We start from the raw sequence: 14,990 nt of genomic DNA on the forward strand, positions 1-14,990 counted from the left end.
ATTTAGGATTAGATACATTTCAATAATCTTTAAATTTTTTAATCTTCGAATCTTTAAATTTAAAAAAAATGAATCAGGATTATATAAAACCAGACAATTGGTCCATCATTGAAGAAGGATTCGATGCAGAAAGAGTGAAATCATCTGAAAGTCTTTTCAGCATTGGCAACGGTGCAATGGGACAACGCGCTAATTTTGAAGAAAATTACACGGGAGAAACTTTCCAAGGAAGCTATATCGCGGGTATTTATTATCCTGATAAAACTAAAGTAGGCTGGTGGAAAAACGGTTATCCAAAATATTTTGCCAAAGTCTTGAACGCTCCAAACTGGATAGGAATTGATATCGAAATAAACGGTGAGAATTTCGATTTGAATTCCTGTACGGCGGTAAAAAAATTCCGTCGCGAATTGAATATGAAGGAAGGCTGGTACCATCGTTCTTTCGAAGCGACTTTGCAAAACGGAACCGAAATTGCCGTGAATGTTCGACGTTTTATTTCTTTGGACTTAGATGAAGTGGGCATTATTAATTACGAAATCATTCCTTTAAACAAGGAAGCAAGAATAGTTTACAAACCTTATATCGATGCTGGTGTAACCAATGAAGATGCCAACTGGGAAGAAAAATTCTGGGAACCATTAGAAACAAAAGATCACGAAAACGAAGCTTTTGTGACGGCTCAAACCTTCAAAACGCATTTCAAGGTAACGACTTTTATGCAAAACAGCGTTTTGGAAAATGTCAAAAACCTGAGTCTTTCTCCTGACATTGTTTTGGCAACCAAAGAGAAAATTCAATTTAGTTATTCCGTTTCCGTTGCTCAAGGCACAAAATCATCCATTCAAAAAATAGGAGGTTATACCGTTTCATTGAATCATGAAGACACGCTTGCTGCTGCAGAAAAAGTAATTAAAGAGGCTTTGGCAAAAGGATATGACCAATTATTAGCCGAACAAATCGAAGCTTGGGAAAAAATTTGGGAAATGTCGGACATCACAATTGACGGTGACGTGAAAGCGCAACAAGGCATTCGTTTCAATATTTTTCAGCTAAATCAAACCTATTCAGGAAAAGACAGTCGATTGAACATTGGTCCAAAAGGTTTCACGGGCGAAAAATACGGCGGTTCCACGTATTGGGACACTGAAGCGTATTGCATTCCGTTTTATATGGCGACCAAAGACCAACAAGTGGCCAGAAATTTATTGACGTATCGCTATAATCAATTAGACAAAGCAATTGAAAATGCCGAGAAAAATTTGGGTTTTACCAATGGTGCGGCTTTGTATCCAATGGTAACGATGAATGGCGAAGAATGCCATAACGAATGGGAAATCACACACGAAGAAATCCATAGAAACGGCGCGATAGCTTTTGCTATTTTTAATTATTACCGTTATACAGGTGATTATTCTTATATCCCAGAAAAAGGATTGGAGGTTTTAATTGCAATTGCTCGTTTTTGGCACCAAAGAGCTTCATTTTCCAAAAGCAAAAATCAATATATGATTTTGGGCGTTACCGGACCAAATGAGTATGAAAACAACGTAAACAATAATTTCTATACCAATTATATTGCAAAATGGTGCATTGATTATGCCTATGAACAAATTCAAAAAGTGTCACTGGAATACCCGTCAGACCATAAACGAATCATCGAAAAAGTAAAACTGTCAGATTCTGAACTACAAGATTGGAAAAAAGTGGCAGATGCCATGTATTTTCCTGTTTCTGAAGAACTGGGGATTTATTTGCAACAAGACGGCTTTTTAGACAAGGATTTGGTTCCCGTGAAAGATTTAGATCCTTCGCAACGACCAATTAACCAAAAATGGTCTTGGGACAGAGTGTTGCGTTCCCCTTATATCAAACAGGCCGACGTATTGCAATGTTTTTATTTCTTTGAAGACCATTTTACTGAAGAAGAATTGAAACGAAATTTCGAATTTTACGAAGCCCTTACGGTTCACGAAAGTTCACTTTCTCCTTGTGTGCATGCCATTCAGGCCGCCAAGTTGGACAAAATGGATATGGCTTACAATTTCTATTTAAGAACTTCTCGTTTAGATTTAGATGATTATAACAAGGAAGTCGAAGAAGGTTGTCATATTACCAGTATGGCGGGAACGTGGATGAGTATTGTGGAAGGTTTTGGCGGAATGCGTGTGAAAAACGACACACTACATTTTTTACCAAAAATTCCAAAAGAATGGACAGGTTATTCGTTTAAAATAAATTTCAGAAACCAGATTTTAAAAGTTGCCATAAATCACGACAAAACGCAATTCACACTAGAAGGCACAAAAAACCTGACTGTTTTTGTAAATGGAAGTGCTGTTTTGGTTGAACCAAATAGTTTGGTAACAGTTTAATAAATCAAATCTCATAAGGCATTTAAGTTCATTCAAGTTATTCTTGAGTGAACTTATTTTCCTTATGAGATTAAACGAAAATGTTGAAAATTTAATTATTTATCAAATGAAAAAGATAATTTTACTACTTGTTTTTACAACCTCTACTATGTTTGCACAAATCGATAAAATAGAACCCCCATTTTGGTACGCCGGAATGTACCATCCTGAATTGCAAATTATGTTTTATGGCAAAAACATAGCGCAATATCAAGTATCTGTCTCCAATTCGATTAAAATTACAAACGTAAAAAGAACTGAAAATTCCAACTATATTTTCGTTACCATCGATACCAAAAATGTTCCGCCAACGGATTGTGTCTTCACTTTCAAAAACAACAACAAAGTAGCATTTACACAAAACTATTCCTTAAAAAAACGAAGAGAAAATTCGGCACAACGCCAAAGTTACAATGCCTCGGATATGATATATTTGCTGATGCCGGATCGCTTCTCAAACGGCATTGCAAATAATGACACTAACCTTTCAACAACCGAAAAATACAATCGGGAATTGCCTGGAGGAAGACACGGCGGCGATATTGAAGGCATTATCAATCATTTAGATTATATTCAAGAATTGGGAGCAACAACCATTTGGAGCACGCCGCTTTGCGAAGACAATGACGCCAATCATTCGTATCATACGTATGGACAATCGGACGTTTATAAAATCGATCCTCGTTATGGAACCAATGAAGATTATGTGCGATTGGCCTCGGAAATGCACAAAATAAAAATGAAATTGGTTATGGATTATGTCACTAACCATTGGGGTTCGGAACATTGGATGATGAAAGATTTGCCAACCCACGATTGGATTAACCAATTCGAAAATTACACCCAAACCAATCACAAAAGAACAGTTGTTCACGATATTCACGCATCAAAAATCGATACCAAAATCTGTTTGGATGGATGGTTTGTCCCTTCGATGCCTGATTTGAATCAAAGAAACCCTTTAGTACTGAACTATCTTACCCAGAATGCTATTTGGTGGATTGAATATGCCAATTTGGATGGTTTTAGAGTAGATACTTTCAACTATTCTGATCCAATTGCAATTGCGAAATGGACTAAAGCCATAACCGACGAATATCCCAATTTTAACATCGTTGGCGAAGTTTGGATGCAAAATCAAGCCCAAATGGCCTATTGGCAAAAAGACAGTAAAATTGCAGCTATTCAGAATTATAATTCCAATTTGCCAAGCGTAATGGATTTTACTTTACTTGGTGCTTTGGGCAGTGTTTTCAACGAAGATGACAGCAGTTGGGACAAAGGAATGATTAAAATCTATGACAATTTCTCGAATGATTTTCTGTATCCAAACATAAATAATTTACTGATTTTTGCCGAAAACCACGACACACAACGTGTAAATCACGTTTATAACAACGACATCCGAAAATACAAAATGGCGATGGCATTGTTGGCCACCGTTCGAGGAATCCCACAATTGTATTATGGTTCCGAGATAGGAATGGCGGGAAACAAAGACAATGGCGATGCCGATATTCGACAAGATTTTCCTGGCGGATGGAAAGGCGATGCAAATAATGCTTTCACCAAAGAAGGAAGAACCGAAATGCAAAATGACTATTTCGACTTCACTTCCAAATTATTCAATTGGAGAAAAACAAAATCGGCGGTTCATTTCGGAAAAATGACTCATTACATTCCGGAAAACAATGTGTACGTTTATTTTCGATACGATGCTTCCGAAAGTGTTATGGTTTTAATCAACAACAGCAACGAAACCAGAACCATAAACACGCATCGTTTTCAAGAAAACATAGGGAATTATAAAACGGCGAAAGACGTTATAACAGAACAAACAATAGATATTACAAACGAAATTACTTTGGAACCAAAATCGGTTTTGATTTTAGAATTGAATTAACGGCTATTAGAGAAATCAAAACCTCAAAGGTTTTAAAAACCTTTGAGGTTTAATAACACAAACTATGAGGAAAATCTTTTTATTACTATTTCTAACTTCTATTTCCTTTGCACAAAACACAGATAGAAAATTCCTAAACTTCAAAGAAATTGACGGCACTTTAGAAATCAAAACTTCCGATGGTTTGTATTTGATAAAACCTTACTCGGAAAAAATTGTAGAAACTTCTTTTATTCCAAATGGAGAAACTTTCAATCCAATTTCCCACGCCGTTGTTCTGATTCCAAAAACAGGAATTTCAAAGGTTTCTGAAACCCCAAATGCAATAACGTTTTCAACTTCTGGAATCGTGGTTTCTATCCAAAAATCGCCGTTTCAAATCAGCTATTTTTATAAAAATAAACTTTTGATTTCAGAAAAAAACGGTTATACCAAAAAAGACAACTCCAAAATCTTGGATTTCAATATTTCATCCGATGAAGTGCTTTATGGTGGTGGCGAACGCGCATTGGGAATGAACCGCCGCGGTAACCGTTTGCAATTATACAATCGTGCCAGTTATGGCTACGAAACTCACGCAGACTTGATGAATTTTTGTATTCCAATGGTTTTATCGTCAAAAATGTATGCCGTTCATTTTGACAATTCTGCCATTGGATATTTAGATTTAGACAGCAAAAAAAACAACACTTTGGCGTATGAACCCATTTCCGGCAGAAAAACCTACCAAGTAATTGTAGGGGATTCCTGGACAGATTTAATTTCAAATTATACCGATTTAACAGGGAAACAACCTTTGCCGGCTCGATGGACTTTGGGGAATTTCTCCAGCCGTTTTGGGTATCACTCGCAAGAAGAAGTGGAGAAAACAATCAAAAAATTTGAAGATGATAAAATTCCGGTTGATGCGATTATTCTGGATCTATATTGGTTTGGAAAAGAGGTAAAAGGAACAATGGGAAATTTGGATTGGGACAAGGACAAGTTCCCTGCTCCCTCCAAAATGATGACCGATTTGAGTGAAAAAGGAGTACGAACCATTTTGATTACCGAGCCATTTGTTCTTACTACTTCAAGCAAATGGCAGGAAGCCGTTGACAAAAAAGTACTGGCAACAGACAATGCAGGAAATCCATTTAAATATGATTTCTTTTTTGGAAACACCGGAATTATAGATATTTTCAAACCCGAAGGAAAGGATTGGTTTTGGAATATTTACAAAAACTTGATTAATCAAGGCGTTGGCGGACTTTGGGGCGATTTGGGTGAACCCGAAGTTTTTCCTTCTGAAGCAGTAACTGCCAGAGGAAAAGCTGACGAAGTTCATAATATTTATGGACACAATTGGGCAAAATTAATTGCCGACGGTTATAAAAAAGATTTTCCAAATGTGCGTCCATTCATTCTTATGCGTGCCGGATATTCCGGTTCGCAGCGATTCGGAATGATGCCGTGGTCGGGTGATGTGAGCCGTTCTTGGGGCGGATTGCAATCACAAACCGAAATCGCCTTGCAAATGGGAATGCAGGGAATGGGCTATATGCATTCGGATTTAGGGGGTTTTGCAGGTGATTATTTTGATAATGAATTGTATATTCGTTGGTTGCAATATGGCGTTTTCCAACCCGTTTTCCGTCCGCACGCACAGGAAGAAGTGGCTTCGGAACCTGTTTATAAAGACATTGTCACCAAAGCAAAAGCCAAAAAACAAGTAGAATTGCGTTACCAATTGTTGCCTTACAATTACACATTGGCTTTCGAAAATAATCAAAAAGGTACTCCTTTGATGCGTCCGTTGTTTTTTGAAGAGCCAAACAATTCAAAATTATTGACTGTTTGCGAAACCTACCTTTGGGGAAATGATTTCTTGGTCACACCAGTAACGAAACCCGGCATTACCTCAACTTCAGTTTATTTTCCAAAAAACAATAATTGGTTTGATTTTTATTCCGACAAAAAACAGTTGGCGGGAACGACTTCAACCATTGCCGTTGTCGAAGACCATATTCCCGTTTTTGTTCGTGGCGGCGCTTTTATTCCAATGATAAAAACCATCCAGAATACTTCAAAATATTCATTGGCTAACTTTGATTTGCATTTTTATTTTGATGCGAAAGCTAAACAAAGTTCAGGGAAAATATACAATGATGATGGTTTAACGGCGAATGCTTTCGAAAAAGGAGAATTTGAAATATTGAATTTCAATAGTAATTCCAATAACAAATTATTGGTTATAAAATTGAATTCAGAAATTGGGAAAAACTTTCAATCTTCGGATAAAAACGTAAATTTGATTATCCACAATATAAAAGCCAAAACCATTTCGGTTGACGGAAAAATCGTGAAATTCAAGACAAATAAAACCTCGATTGAAATTCCTGTTTCTTGGAAAAAAGGAACAGAAGTCGAAATAAAAATACAAATGTAACTATACCTGACAGGTTTTTAAAACCTGTCAGGTATGAAAGAAAAAACAATGAAAAAAATAGTACTCTTATCTATAATTGCTTTGCTTTTCGCAAGTTGTTCCTCGACTAAAACGGCTAAAACCAAAACCAAAACCCCTTTTGTCTGGCAAGATGCCAATTTGTATTTTCTTTTAACGGATCGATTCAAAAATGGAAATCCAAACAATGACATTAACTTTGACCAAACCAATGAAACCGGAAAACTACGCGGATTTGAGGGCGGAGACATTCGCGGTGTCATTCAAAAATTGGATGACGGGTATTTTACTGATTTGGGTATCAATGCCATTTGGCTTTCGCCAATTGTGGAACAAATCCACGGTTCAGTCGACGAAGGAACAGGAAACACGTATGCCTATCACGGCTATTGGGCAAAAGATTGGTCGGCGCTGGATCCCAATTTTGGAACTCGGGAAGATTTGGCTGAACTGGTTCAAAAAGCACATGCAAAAGGGATCCGTATCGTACTTGACGCCGTTATCAATCATACCGGACCGGTTACCGAAAAGGATCCGGTGTATCCAAACGATTGGGTTCGAACTTCACCAAAATGCACTTATAAATCGTACGAAACCTACATCAATTGCACTTTGGTTGACAATCTTCCGGACGTAAAAACCGAAAGTAACGAAAATGTGGAATTGCCGCCAATGCTGGTTGAAAAATGGAAAAAAGAAGGACGTTACGAAAAAGAAGTGGCTAGTTTGGATGCGTTTTTTAAGAAAACGAGATATCCAAGAGCGCCAAGATATTACATTATGAAATGGCTTTCGGATTATATTACCGATTTCGGGATTGACGGTTATCGCGTGGATACTGCCAAGCATACGTATGAAAATGTTTGGGCTGATTTTGCCGTAGTTTGCAAAAATGCTTTTGCTGATTTCAAACAAAACAATCCGAAGAAAGTATTGGATAACAACAAATTCTTCTTGGTTGGCGAAGTCTATGGATATGGAATAAGCGAAAAACAACTTTATGATTTTGGCGACAAAAAAGTAAACTATTTCGAAAACGGATTCAACAGTTTAATCAATTTTGATTTCAAGGGTGATGCCAACAAACCGTATGAGGAAATTTTTTCGAAATATTCCGATATCTTAAATTCCGACTTAAAAGGCCTGGGCGTGATGAATTATGTGACGTCCCACGACGATGGTTCGCCTTATGACAAGAAACGGGAGAAAACTTTTATGGTGGGAACTAAACTCCTATTATCGCCGGGAATTTCTCAAATTTATTACGGAGACGAAAGTGCTCGTTCTTTAGAAATCGAGGGAACCATTGGCGATGCAACCTTGCGTTCAATGATGAATTGGGACGAAATTGCATCAAATCCCAACACTAAAAACGTGCTTGCACACTTTCAAAAATTAGGCAATTTCAGGAAAAACCATCCATCCATTGGAGCCGGAATCCACAAAGAAATTTCGGCAAGTCCTTATGTTTTCAGCAGAACTTATACCAAAGACAATTATACGGACAATGTTGTTATTGGCTTGGATTTGCCAAAAGGACAAAAGGAAATATCAGTAGGAAGCATTTTCAAGGACGGAACAAAATTACACGACTCCTATTCTGAAAAAAATGTTGTAGTTTCGAATGGAAAAGTACTTATTGACACCGAATTTGATATCGTATTGTTGGAAAAATAATCAAATATCAAAGTTTGCAAAATTCTTCGCAAAGTTCACAAAGCATTAATTAACTTTGGGAACTTTGCGATTTTTTCTTATTTAACTTTGCGGTAAAATTGGTGCAAATGAACAAAATTCTCAAAATTGGTCATCGTGGCGCTTCGGGTTATGAACCCGAAAACACTTTGATTGCTTTTCAAAAAGCAATTGATTTAAAAGCTGACGGCATTGAACTCGATGTACATTTGAGTTCGGATGGAGAACTGGTCGTGATTCACGACGAAACTATTAATCGAACCGCAAACGAAAAAGGTGTTGTAAATAAGATGTCTTTGCAAGAATTAAAAGCATTCCGACTCGAGAGCTTTGCTCGAACAGGCGAAGCAATTAACAATTCTCAAGAAATTCCCACATTAAAAGAAGTTTTTGATTTGGTAAACCGCAACTGTTTTATCAATGTCGAGCTCAAAGGAATTGGTACCACTAAACCCGTCGTTGAATTAATAGAACACTATGTTATAGAAAAAAACTGGAATTACAACCATTTTCTGGTTTCAAGTTTCGATTGGAATATGTTGGAAGAAGCTCATAGATTAAATCCAAAAATTAGAATTGGCGTTTTAATAGAAGAATCCATTGAACAAGCTATGGCTTTCGCCAAAAAAATAAAAGCATTTTCTATTCATCCCTATTACCAATTATTATCGAAAGAAAATGTAGCTTTGATGCAAGAAAACGGATTCGAGGTTTTCCCTTGGACCGTGAATTCAAAAGAAGCCATTCAAAAAATAAAATCATTCAACGTAAACGGAATCATTTCGAATTTTCCAGATAAAATATGAACCAAAATTTCGATATCATAATTGTTGGTGGTGGCGCAGCGGGATTTTTTACGGCAATCAATATTGTAGAAAAAAATCCGAAGCTAAAAGTGGCCATTCTCGAACGCGGGAAAGAAGTATTATCTAAAGTTCGCATTTCCGGCGGAGGAAGATGCAACGTGGCACACGCCTGTTTTGAACCCAACGACTTAGTCAAATTTTATCCGCGTGGCGAGAAAGAATTGCGTGGTCCTTTTCACCAGTTTTGTTCTGGCGACACCATTGAATGGTTCCGGAATCACGGCGTGGAACTCAAAGCCGAAGAAGATGGACGCATATTTCCTGTTTCCAATTCATCGCAAACTATCATCGATTGTTTTCTCGAAGCCACACAAAGACTCGGAATTACAATTTTGACCGGTCAAAGCGTGCAATCGATTTTCAAAAAAGACAATTTTTGGAAAATTGAAATCCAAAACGAAAATTATCTTGCCGAAAAATTAATTCTGGCTACGGGAAGCAACCCTAAAATTTGGGAAATGTTGCAAACTTTTGGCCACGCCATTGTAAATCCGGTCCCTTCTTTGTTTACTTTCAACATCAAAGACGCCAGAATAAAGGAATTGCCAGGAGTTTCAGCGCACGTTTCGGTAAAAGTGAAAGACACCAAACTTACCGCAACTGGCCCTTTGTTAATTACGCATTGGGGAATGAGTGGACCGGCAATTTTGAAATTATCGGCTTGGGGCGCACGGATTTTATTCGAAAAAAATTACCAGTTTACCATTTTTGTCAATTGGTTGAATGATGTTGAAACTGAGGATGCCAAAAAAATCCTTAAAGATTTAAAACTGGAACACGCCAAGAAAGCAGTTTCCAAAAAGTCCCCTTTTGATTTTCCAAATCGTTTATGGGAAAGTCTGGTTCTCGCTTCCGAAATAGAATCCGAAACAAAATGGGCAGATTTGTCAAAAATTCAATTGCAAAGTTTGGCCAATCAATTGACAAATTCCAGTTTTCAAGTCAATGGAAAAAGTACTTTTAAGGAAGAATTTGTAACTGCAGGAGGTATTGATTTAAAAGAAATCAACTTTAAAACCATGGAAAGTAAATTACACAAAAACTTATATTTTGCAGGGGAAATCGTTAATATTGATGCGATTACAGGCGGATTTAATTTTCAAAACGCTTGGACTAGCGGATATATTTTGGCGGATTCAATATAACTATTATTTGATAAATTTATTGTATTTTTGATAAGAATTTTACATACTTTTGGATAATTGTTTTACAAAACAAATCTAAAATAAATATTTAACTGATTTCTTTAAGAAGTTTACACATTAACCAAAAATCAATGAAAAAAATTTACTTACTAGGTGTTTTATTTTTAAGCATCTTTTCTTTCGATTCATTTGCTAATGGTGTTGAAATTAACAATGCCTCATATAATCTAAAAGCAAGTATACCCACTTATCGGGTTAATCCAAATCCAGAGGCACATTATAAAGTAAACCTTACTGTAGCAAACCCAACATCCAGCCCAACGGCATCTTCAACCTCTATTTGTGAAGGCAGCAGTTTAACACTGACTGCAAATCCTGCCGGTGGAGTTGCTCCATATACTTTTAGTTGGACTGGACCGAACAACTACGCTTCAACGGCAGAAAATCCAGTAATAAATAATATTACCCAATCAAATGCAGGAACGTACTCTTTAGTTGTAACCGATGCCAATGGCGCTACTTCAATTGCTCAAAGTACAGCTGCTGTAGTTGTAAATGTAAAAGTCGACCCAACATTTGATGCCATTTTGCCTGCCATTTGTAGCGGAGGAAGTGCCCCGGTTTTATCAACTTTATCGTCCAATGGAATAACTGGAACTTGGAATCCATCCGTTGTGAGCAACACTGCAACAGCAACATATCTTTTTACTCCTGATGCTAACCAATGTGCAAATTCAGTTCCGCTTACTATTTATGTGATAAAGAATGTGACCCCTACATTTACTTTGCCAGCATCAATTTGTCAAGGCGCAACTTCTCCAGTCTTATCAAACACTTCTAATGATGGAATTGTTGGAACTTGGAATCCATCCACTGTGAGCAATACTTCCTCAGGAAGCTATATTTTTACGCCAAGTGCTGCGCAATGTGCAACAACTGTCACAATAAACATAATAGTAAATCCTGTTGTCACTCCAACATTTGAACCAATTTCGCCTATTTGCGAAAATGCAACGGCACCAACATTACCAACAACCTCTACTAATGGAATTACCGGAACTTGGAATCCTGCTGTAAGCAATACGGCTTCCGGAACCTATACTTTTACCCCTAGTGCCGGGCAATGTGCCACAACAACCACTTTGACGGTAACGGTTAACCCAAATATCACTCCCACTTTTGCGACCATTGCGCCGATTTGTTCGGGTGCGCCAAGTCCTGTTTTGCCTTCGACATCTAACAATAGTTTTACCGGAACCTGGAGTCCCGCCCTTGTAAGCAATACCGCTACGGCAACCTATACTTTTACTCCCGATGCCGGGCAATGTGCCACAACAACCACTTTGACGGTAACAGTTAACCCAAATATCACTCCCACTTTTGCGGCCATTGCGCCAATATGTTCGGGTGCGACAAGTCCTGTTTTGCCTTCGACATCTAACAATAGTTTTACCGGAACTTGGAGTCCCGCTCTTGTAAGCAATACCGCAACGGGAACCTATACTTTTACCCCTAGTGCCGGGCAATGTGCCACAACAACCACTTTGACGGTAACAGTTAACCCAAATATCACTCCCACTTTTACGGCCATTGCGCCGATTTGTTCGGGTGCGCCAAGTCCTGTTTTGCCTTCGACATCTAACAATAGTTTTACCGGAACCTGGAGTCCTGCCCTTGTAAGCAATACCGCTACGGGAACTTACACTTTCACCCCCGATGCCGGGCAATGTGCCACAACAACCACTTTGACCGTAACAGTCAATCCAAACATTGTTCCCACTTTTACGGCCATTGCGCCGATATGTTCGGGTGCGACAAGCCCTGTTTTGCCTTCGACATCTAACAATAGTTTTACCGGAACTTGGAGTCCCGCTCTTGTTAGCAATACCGCGACGGGAACCTATACTTTTACCCCTAGTGCCGGGCAATGTGCCACAACAACCACTTTGACCGTAACGGTTAATCCAAATATCACTCCCACTTTTACGGCCATTGCGCCAATATGTTCGGGCACGACAAGCCCTGTTTTGCCTTCGACATCAAACAATAGTTTTACCGGAACCTGGAGTCCTGCCCTTGTAAGCAATACCGCAACAGGAACTTACACTTTTACCCCTGATGCCGGGCAATGTGCCACAACAACCACTTTAACGGTAACGGTTAATCCAAATATCACTCCTACTTTTACGGCCATTGCGCCAATATGTTCAGGTATGCCAAGTCCCGTTTTGCCTTCGACATCAAACAATAGTTTTACCGGAACCTGGAATCCCGCTCTTGTAAGCAATACCGCAACGGGAACCTATACTTTTACCCCCGATGCCGGGCAATGTGCCACAACAACCACTTTGACGGTAACGGTTAATCCAAATATTATCCCTACATTCAGTGCTATTGCGCCGATTTGTGCTAATGACACTGCACCCGCTTTGTCTGCTACTTCTAACAATAGTTTTACCGGAACCTGGAGTCCCGCTCTTGTAAGCAATACCGCGACGGGAACCTATACTTTTACTCCCGATGCCGGGCAATGTGCCACGACAACCACTTTGACGGTAACGGTTAATCCAAATATCACTCCCACTTTTACGGCCATTGCGCCAATATGTTCGGGTGCGACAAGTCCTGTTTTGCCTTCGACATCTAACAATAGTTTTACCGGAAACTGGAGTCCCGCCCTTGTAAGCAATACCGCGACGGGAACCTACACTTTTACCCCTGATGCCGGGCAATGTGCCACAACAATAACTGTGACCATAACAGTCAATCCAAACATTGTTCCCACTTTTACGGCCGTTGCGCCGATATGTTCGGGTGCGACAAGCCCTGTTTTGCCTTCGACATCTAACAATAGTTTTACCGGAACCTGGAGTCCTGCCCTTGTAAGCAATACCGCAACGGGAACCTACACTTTTACCCCCGATGCCGGGCAATGTGCCACAACAACCACTTTGACGGTAACAGTTAATCCAAATACCACTCCCACTTTTACGGCCGTTGCACCGATATGTTCGGGTGCGCCAAGTCCTGTTTTGCCTTTGACATCAAACAATAGTTTTACCGGAACTTGGAGTCCTGTCCTTGTAAGCAATACCGCTACGGCAACCTATGCTTTTACTCCTGATGCCGGGCAATGCACCACAACAACCACATTGACAGTAACGGTTACTCCTAATACTATACCATCATTTGATCCAATTGCTGATGTATGTTATGGTACTGCTGCGCCAAGTTTACCAACTACTTCTATCAATGGATTTACTGGAACTTGGAATCCCGCAACGGTTAGCAATACAGCTTCTGCAATTTACACCTTTACCCCAGATGCCGGTTCTTGTGCAACAACTGCTACGTTAAGCGTTAATGTAACCATTATAACCCCTAGTTTCAATCCTATTGCACCTATTTGCGCAAACACAACAGCGCCAAATTTACAATCAACGTCTAACAATGGAATAACTGGATCTTGGAATCCAGCAACTATTGACAATACAGCAACTGGAACGTACACATTTACTCCTGATTCAGGCCAATGTGCTCCAACAACAACATTAACGGTTACAGTTAACCCGTTTGTTGCTGCTAGTTTTACAGCTATTGCACCGATCTGCTTTGGTTCAACAAGTCCTGTTTTACCCCTAACATCAAACAATGGATATACTGGAACTTGGAACCCGGCAACAGTGAGCAATACCGCAAACGGAACCTATACTTTTACTCCAAATGCAGGTCAATGTACATTTACAACTACTTTAGATGTGACTGTAGTTCCAAATGTCCCCCCAACTTTTACTGCAATTGCGCCAATATGTTCGGGTGCGACAAGACCTGTTTTGCCTACAACATCAATTAATGGAGTTACTGGAACTTGGAGTCCAGCCGTTGTAAGCAATACGGCTTCTGGAACGTATACTTTTAATCCAAGTGTTGGGCTTTGCGCATTAACAACCACTTTAAGTATTACCGTTTATCAATCTCCCACGGCTATCGCACTCACTACAACTGATGTTGTGAATGATGGTCCCGATGGAATAATTGAAATTAATGGAGTAACAAGTGGATTGAGTCCATATCAATACAGCATTAATAATAGCTCGTTTACAACCAACACCACCTATTCTAACCTTCTTCCCGGTGATTATACGATTACTGTCAAGGATTCAAATGGTTGTGAATTTAGTAAAGTGGCTACAATAAACTCTATTTGTATGTTTCCAAATGCAATATCTCCGAATGGTGATAGTTATAACGACTCCTTTAATTTAAAAGGTTGTGATATTGTTAAACTCGAACTATTCAATAGATATGGAAAGAAAGTAAATAGTTATAACAATTATACTGACCAATGGGATGGAACAACCAGCGGAGGTGAAGCACTTCCTGATGGTACTTATTTTTATGTAGCCGAAATAAAAGGTGGAGTTTCAAAATCAGGTTGGGTATTTATAGTCCGATAAATTAAAATAAAAAAGCTCCAAAAGGAGCTTTTTTATTTTAATTTATAGGTATAAGCGTTTAGGT

General features: G+C 38.9%; 7 protein-coding genes. All 7 read left to right on the forward strand.

Features of this window, described 5'->3' with window-relative positions:
* Positions 1 to 68: 68 nt before the first annotated feature.
* The 7 genes from B2145_RS11540 (at position 69) to B2145_RS11570 (ending at position 14,926) form a co-directional block, all read left to right on the forward strand.
* Positions 69 to 2,375 (forward strand): glycoside hydrolase family 65 protein, encoded by a 2,307-nt coding sequence (locus tag B2145_RS11540; RefSeq protein ID WP_291102347.1) that lies wholly within the window; start codon positions 69 to 71, stop codon positions 2,373 to 2,375.
* 106 nt (positions 2,376 to 2,481) lie between these two features.
* Complete coding sequence (locus B2145_RS11545; RefSeq protein ID WP_291102349.1) at positions 2,482 to 4,317, forward strand: glycoside hydrolase family 13 protein; 1,836 nt, start codon at positions 2,482 to 2,484, stop codon at positions 4,315 to 4,317.
* A gap of 64 nt (positions 4,318 to 4,381) precedes the next feature.
* Positions 4,382 to 6,745 (forward strand): TIM-barrel domain-containing protein, encoded by a 2,364-nt coding sequence (locus tag B2145_RS11550; RefSeq protein ID WP_291102351.1) that lies wholly within the window; start codon positions 4,382 to 4,384, stop codon positions 6,743 to 6,745.
* 48 nt (positions 6,746 to 6,793) lie between these two features.
* Positions 6,794 to 8,440, forward strand: coding sequence for an alpha-amylase family glycosyl hydrolase (locus tag B2145_RS11555; RefSeq protein ID WP_291102360.1), 1,647 nt, complete (start codon positions 6,794 to 6,796; stop codon positions 8,438 to 8,440).
* Positions 8,441 to 8,547: 107 nt separating this feature from the next.
* Positions 8,548 to 9,264: a glycerophosphodiester phosphodiesterase gene (locus B2145_RS11560; RefSeq protein ID WP_291102352.1), complete on the forward strand. Its 717-nt coding sequence runs from the start codon at positions 8,548 to 8,550 to the stop codon at positions 9,262 to 9,264.
* Positions 9,261 to 10,469, forward strand: coding sequence for an NAD(P)/FAD-dependent oxidoreductase (locus B2145_RS11565; RefSeq protein ID WP_291102354.1), 1,209 nt, complete (start codon positions 9,261 to 9,263; stop codon positions 10,467 to 10,469). The genes B2145_RS11560 and B2145_RS11565 overlap by 4 nt, the downstream gene beginning before the upstream one ends.
* A 131-nt stretch (positions 10,470 to 10,600) precedes the next feature.
* A complete protein-coding gene (locus tag B2145_RS11570) occupies positions 10,601 to 14,926 on the forward strand; it encodes a gliding motility-associated C-terminal domain-containing protein (RefSeq protein WP_291102356.1) in 4,326 nt (1,441 codons plus the stop codon).
* Positions 14,927 to 14,990 lie beyond the last annotated feature (64 nt).

The sequence above is a fragment of the Flavobacterium sp. UBA5153 genome (assembly GCA_002413745.1).
Taxonomy (GTDB): domain Bacteria; phylum Bacteroidota; class Bacteroidia; order Flavobacteriales; family Flavobacteriaceae; genus Flavobacterium.